General features: G+C 43.7%; 4 protein-coding genes. 2 read left to right on the top strand and 2 right to left on the bottom strand.

What is annotated here, in order from left to right:
• Positions 1–9 precede the first annotated feature (9 nt).
• Positions 10–1,308 (top strand): amino acid permease, encoded by a 1,299-nt coding sequence (locus tag GZ78_RS23545; RefSeq protein WP_034841801.1) that lies wholly within the window; start codon positions 10–12, stop codon positions 1,306–1,308.
• 1,319 nt (positions 1,309–2,627) lie between these two features.
• Here the strand turns inward: GZ78_RS23545 and GZ78_RS23550 are convergent.
• The gene (locus GZ78_RS23550; RefSeq protein WP_201772784.1) at positions 2,628–3,995 is read right to left on the bottom strand and encodes a KamA family radical SAM protein; all 1,368 of its coding nucleotides are present in this window, start codon (positions 3,993–3,995) and stop codon (positions 2,628–2,630) included.
• A gap of 536 nt (positions 3,996–4,531) precedes the next feature.
• On the bottom strand, positions 4,532–4,936 hold the full coding sequence (gene tnpA / locus GZ78_RS23560) for an IS200/IS605 family transposase (protein WP_034833101.1): 405 nt from the start codon (positions 4,934–4,936) through the stop codon (positions 4,532–4,534).
• 69 nt (positions 4,937–5,005) lie between these two features.
• Between tnpA and GZ78_RS23565 the strand changes: the two genes are divergently transcribed.
• Positions 5,006–6,277 carry an RNA-guided endonuclease InsQ/TnpB family protein gene (locus GZ78_RS23565; RefSeq protein ID WP_034841806.1) on the top strand — a complete coding sequence of 424 codons (1,272 nt, stop codon included), beginning with the start codon at positions 5,006–5,008 and terminating at the stop codon, positions 6,275–6,277.
• Positions 6,278–6,302 lie beyond the last annotated feature (25 nt).

The raw sequence follows: 6,302 nt of genomic DNA on the forward strand, positions 1-6,302 counted from the left end.
CGAGGGTCTATGTCTAATCAGGGTATTGAAGCTAAACGTTCCATTGATAAATATTCCAAATCAGAATGGACTGCCAAGGACACAGGTTGGATGTTCAGTCACATAGGTACAGGCATTGGTGCAGGTCTACTTTACTTGCCAATAGCAGCTGGCAGTGGCGGTATATGGCCTCTTTTCTTTATGATTCTGGTCAGTGGACCCATGGTGTTTCTGACTCATAGGGGATTGACGCGATTTTGTTTGTCTTCACAAAAGCCTGAGAGTGATATCGGTAGCATTGTAAGAGAGCGCTTTGGCGAAAAAGTGGGCCACTGGTTGATGCTGGTGTGTTTTCTATCCATGTTTCCTGTTTTACTGCTCTACACGATTGGTATTTCAAACGTTACTGAAAGCTTCTTATTACACCAGCTTGAATGGGAAGGTGAGCTCAACAGGCCGCTGCTGGTATTTATACTGGTTGTGGGTATGATTGCTCTATTCTGTGGTTCAGAGCAAAAGCTGTTAAAGCTAATCAGTAGTCTTGTTTTTCCGTTAACTGTGATCCTGCTCTGCATGGGGTTGTATCTGATACCGCAGTGGAGAATGGACTTTATTCAGCAGGAAGTCATGGCGATAGATGTCGTCAAAACCTTTCTTCTGACTCTGCCTGTACTAGTCTTTTCCTTCTATCATGCGCCAATTTGTTCGTCTTTTGCTCAATCCTATCGACGTCGAATTCCTGAGCTTCATCAATGCATTGCCAAGACAGATAAGATTCATTTTAAAAGCTCTATGATCTTGTTGATGATCACATTATTTTTTGTACTGTCATGTATCTTGGCTTTGACGCCAGAGCAAATAGAGCAAGCCAGGGTTCAAAATCTGCCAACCCTCTCAATCCTGGCTAACCAGCCTGGAAATCGTTTCTTTTCGAGCCTGGCTCCAATTATTGCTTTTGTAGCTATTTTGACTTCTTTCTTTGGATTCTTTCTGGGAACCATTGAGGTATTGAATGGCTTTATTGGAGTGGGGCTTGAAAAATTCAGGCCGGGACAGTTAACGACCCCTTCTTTCAGGCCCAGAAGGCTGAGTCTTTTTCTGGTCGCTTTTGGGTGTTGGATTGCCGGGGTGGGTAACTGGAGTGTTTTGATGATTCTGGATGCTATCGTAGCACCTATGATGGCGATCATCCTGTTCTTTATTCCTGTAATAGGACTCTATAACTCAAATACTCTCAGACAATATAGAAATACCCGGAACGATCTCTTCGTCGTTGTTATGGGGGGGGTGGTCGTGGCAGGATTTCTGGTGTCGCAGGTATTAAAATAAAAAAACCGGGTCCCCTCAAACCCGGTTTTTATGCTGACTTAGACTCTGATTCTTCTATAGGCATCTCCCTGAATGTATTATTCGTTTTTTTATTATTGCTCTAAACGACAGTGCTTTCTGAGCTCCTAGAATCAAATATAGGTAATTATGCCTATTTGTTTTTTGATCTAAATCAATAATTTGGTAGGTGGTAATACTTATTTCGGCTTTTGGGTTTTTGACAGACGAAAAAAAACCGGGCCCCCTCAAACCCGGTTTTTTCTGCTGGCTAAGGCTCTGACTGTTAAACGTATAAGCTTTTCTCCTGCTGCAAAAATTAAATATAGCTGACTGAACTTTGGAGCAACTTCTTACTGTTGCTGCCTTGCTTGTGACTCAACTATAAGTAAAAGCACTTATCTTGTTTTTGATCTGGATCAATAAATGGTAGGTATTAACACTTATTCTTCTGTTTTAGATACAGGTCTCTGAAGAGCATGGATTGGTTAGCGTTGAACATTATTGGAAGAAAACAGTGATAAGAAAAAAGAGATTTGTAAACGAAAGGCATAAAAAAACCAGGTCCCCTCAAACCTGGTTTTTTCATTGGCTGGCTACATCAAGTCTTATGATTTTTATACTTGGTTCCTTGTATTAATTTTTATTATGTCTTTGTTTTTATTCTACATTCGCCCTCGCTCCTGTGGTTTCCACTATACGTAGGAACGCCTATTAAGGGATTGATCCAGATCAATATTTTTGTTTTTGGGTAGGTGTTTTTCGCAAAAAAGTTGGCTCGAACTTCGCATTCGTTCGTTGATGTTCGTTTGTTGTCTTAGGTGTTTCGAGTATCCAGAAAAGGAACCAAGCTGATCGCACTAGCGTGTTAAGAATAGATAAGAAGGACGTTAAGTGAAGTCGTCCATTACACAAGTGGGTTTATGTTTTTGCTGCAACAATCCTGGAAATTGCTCCTCGGCTCGGGCGTCCTGCTTCGCCCTAACTCCTACATCCTGTAGTCGTGCATTTCTAGGATACCGTATATCCCTATACATAAAAAAAAACCGGGTTCCCTCAAACCCGGTTTCTATTGGCTGGCTATGTGACTGATCCCGCTTATTATTCTTTTATCCATGCTCGAAGCAGATTGAATGGTCTGGCGTGGCTAGTAACTCGCTGACTTATTGTTATTAACTCGTTGTTGCCAATCGCGCTCACAACTTCATTGTACGTACATCCACCTAAATAGCTTTGATCTGGATCAATTTAATTCGGTATGTACCTATCTTTGCGTCAGTCATTCTGCCTATTAAGGAAGAATCGCACCTTCCCTGATAATCTTACAGGCCACGCGCCTGACACATCGTTTTGTATTCATCTTCATAGAAGAACTTCTCTTCACCAAATGCAGGCTTGAGATCGTCCAACCAGGTTGCTGCTTCATCGTATTGGGCAAAGAAGGGTTTGTAGCACCAGTCGGGATTACGACCCTGAAGGAAACGAAGTACGAACACCTTTTCTCCATTCACTTCGGCGACTCCGGTAATTTCGACCTTACCGGGTCCTGCGCTCATAGATGGGCCGCGTACCGTTCTTCCCAGTCCGGACATCTGAGTGATAGCTTCCTGATAAATGCTGTAGGCTCGAGCCAAAGGAATTTCAAAGTAGTGCTTTGCACCGGTGTCGCGTGCTACGAAAAAGTAGTAAGGAATGATTCCCAGAGAAAGCTGGGTCTTCCAGTTTTTAACCCAGACAGATGCATCGTCGTTGATGTGTCGAGTCAGTGGTGCCTGTGCGCGAATGTTGGCGCCTGTTGCACGGATACGCTTAATGGCTTCTTTGCAGACATCGGTTTTGAGCTCTGCGTAGTGATCGAAATGAGCCATAAAAGCCAGGTGCTTGCCAGAGTCAGCAATCTTTTTGAACAGCGCCATGAGTTCTTCAGCATCATCATCCTGGGTAAAGCGGTATGGCCAGAAGGTCAGTGTTTTAGAACCAATACGAATGTGACGAATATGATCAAATTCTGGTTCGAGCAGGGGCTCAAGATAAGCTTTTAGAATCTTGGTCTTCATCACCAGGGGGTCGCCACCCGTAAACAGCAAGTCGGTGATTTCTGTGTGGGCCTTCAGATAGGCATGCATGGTAGCTGCATCGGTAGAAGCCATTTTCAATTCACTGTCGCCAATGAACTGGGCCCAACGAAAGCAGAAGGTGCAATAGCTATGGCAGGTTTGTCCCTGGCTGGGGAAGTAGAGAGCTGTTTCGCGGTATTTGTGTTGCATACCTTCTACAGGCTCACCTTCCAGCATGGGAGAGTTCATGACTTGTTGGCCCGCTGGGTGAGGGTTCATGCCCAGCTGAATTTCCTTCGCTGCTTTTTTAATCGTGTCCCGGCTTTCTGCTGCTCTGTGCAGTTCTGCCATAAAGTTAAAGTCAGCCGCTTTCAGCATTTCTTTCTGTGGAAACATCAGCCTGAAGATCGGGTCCGCAGGAATGTTATTCCAGTCAATCAACTCATTAATGACGTACTCGTTAACACGAAACGGCATGACACTGGCCACGACTTTGATGTCGAACTGCATAGCTTCGGGCAGTTGTCGGAACTGTTCAATGCTATCGATATTTCTTTCAGTAAAAACTTTATAGGGACGATCAGAGTTGTCAGTAGAAGTGATCAGCGTTTCAGCAGGAGTCGAGTCAATCAAGGAGTATCCTCTTAAATGGGCTTGAGCCATTAGGTTCTTTGTTGAAGAACTACAGAAAGAAATGGCTGCAATGCTGAGCGTTCTATTTCAGTTGTTGATCTGGATAACTGATGAACAGCATTGATAAGAATTCAGCCAGAATTTTTTCATAAACTCGTCTTGCAGAGCATCCGATATCACCGTGAGATGGTCAGGGTCAGGTAGGGGATTCAGGCAGGTCAATAAGGGCAGTTGAAGAGGAGATGACTGAAAATGTGATGAAGATGCTTCTCGCTGGGTCTTCTGAGGTGTCAACGAAGGTATTTTTCTGCAACAGTGCAATTGAGCGCTAAACACCATTCCGTTCGCACTGAGCTTGTCGAAGTGCATTAGCAGCATCCTTCGACAAGCTCAGGATGAACGGAGTAGGTATACACATTAACGATAAGCTGCACTGGCTTCTATTGACTTAAAAGACTGTTTCTTTGCACTCTGTCTACCTGTAATCGAAAGAGTGCTCCCTGCGACCTAGCAGGGAGGTGAATTTCGTCAGCCCGTCAGGGCTGATCTTGGTTCTCGATATACTCCTTAATTACATCCAATGGTGCGCCCCCGCAGCTTCCGGCAAAATATGATCTCGACCATAAGACAGGCTTTCGATAAGCACCCGCAATATCACAAAACTCTTGCCTTAGTCTTCTGGACGAAACAGCTTTTAAACTGTTTATCAGTTTGGAAATAGACGGGGTTTTGGGCGTAAACTCAACCAGCAAATGCACATGGTCTGCTTCACCGTTAAATTCAACCAGCTCAGAATCAAAGCTCCCGCAAATTTCAGAAAAAATATCTTTCAGTCTTGTTAAGTGCAAAGCTCCCAGAACTTTCTTTCTGTATTTTGTGACAAAAACAATGTGGCAATGCAGGCTGTAAGCACTGTGCCGACCTTTCTTTATTTCCTGCATACTGATATTTTATAATCCGTATTATGGGCTATTATATATAGCATATAAGATATCACACTGATTGCATAAATGAAGATTATCAAGGCATATAAGTACAGACTGGACGTAACGCCAGAGCAGCATGAAAGGCTTATGCAGCTCTGCGGTACATGTCGTTTTGTCTGGAATAAAGCCCTGAGCATCTGCAATGAAAAATGGAAGTCTGGCGAAAAAATTCCATCCTCTTACACCATGCACAAATGGCTTCCTACATGGAAAAAAGAAGAGGAAACCAGTTTTTTAGCCCAAGGTAACGCTGTAGCTTTGCAGCAAAAATTAAATGACCTTGGAGCTGCTTGGGGGAAGCATTTTGATGATCTTGCAAAGCTCAAAGCAGGAAAAATGAAAGAGGTTAAGTTTGAGAAGCCTTGCTTCAAACAGCGCAACAAAGACTCCCATAATTCCATTCGTATCATGCAGTTTTCAAAATACTGTAGAATAGAAAACCGCAGGGTGAAGCTCCCCAGTAAGTTAGGCTGGGTAAGATTCCGCAAATCCCAAGAAATTTGTGGGGAAATCAAAAACTGTACAATCACCCGTAAATCAGGACACTGGTTTATCAGTTTCCAGACTGAGCAAGAGCGGCTTGATCCGGTACACCCCTCTGAAAAGATTGTGGGTCTTGATATGGGGGTTAAGAAATTCGTAACCCTTTCGACTGGCGAGCAATATAAACCCTTAAACTCGTACAGGAAGCATGAGAAAAAGCTTGCCAGTGAGCAAAGGAAGCTTTCTCGAAAGGTGAAATTTTCTGAAAACTGGAAAAAGCAGAAACGTCGTATTAACAGGATTCACAGCAAGATAGCTAATTGCCGATCCGATTACCTCCATAGAGCCTCATACGAAATCAGCAAAAACCACGCAATAATCGTCATTGAGGATTTAAAGGTGTCGAATATGTCAAAATCAGCAAAAGGCAATGCTGAGAATCAGGGTAAAAACGTAAAGGCAAAATCGGGTCTTAATAAGTCTATTCTTGATCAAGGATGGTATGAGTTCAGACGACAGCTCGAATATAAGCAGGCTTGGCGAGGTGGTGAGGTTATCGCTGTAAACCCGGCATACACAAGTCGAACCTGCCCTGAAGAGTCCTGTCGTTACGAGTCAAAAGAAAACAGACCGAATCAAGAAACATTCAGGTGCGTTAAGTGTGGGTATGAAAATAACGCCGACATTGTTGGCGCACTGAATGTATTAAGTATTTGGGAGCTGGGTCACAGCTTGTCAGCCTGTGGAGAGGGTTCGTTGGAGTCCTCTGAGAAACAGGAACCACGGCGAAATCGTAAGAGAGTAGCCGCCTAGTAATAGGAATCCCCCAGCGACCTAG

The sequence above is a fragment of the Endozoicomonas numazuensis genome (genome assembly GCF_000722635.1).
Lineage (GTDB): Bacteria > Pseudomonadota > Gammaproteobacteria > Pseudomonadales > Endozoicomonadaceae > Endozoicomonas_A > Endozoicomonas_A numazuensis.

Bases quoted from the DNA above. Each gene is read 5' to 3' on its own strand.
- GZ78_RS23565 (WP_034841806.1), top strand. From the start codon at position 5,006: ATGAAGATTATCAAGGCATATAAGTACAGACTGGACGTAACGCCAGAG.
- tnpA (WP_034833101.1), bottom strand. From the start codon at position 4,936: ATGCAGGAAATAAAGAAAGGTCGGCACAGTGCTTACAGCCTGCATTGC.
- GZ78_RS23545 (WP_034841801.1), top strand. From the start codon at position 10: ATGTCTAATCAGGGTATTGAAGCTAAACGTTCCATTGATAAATATTCC.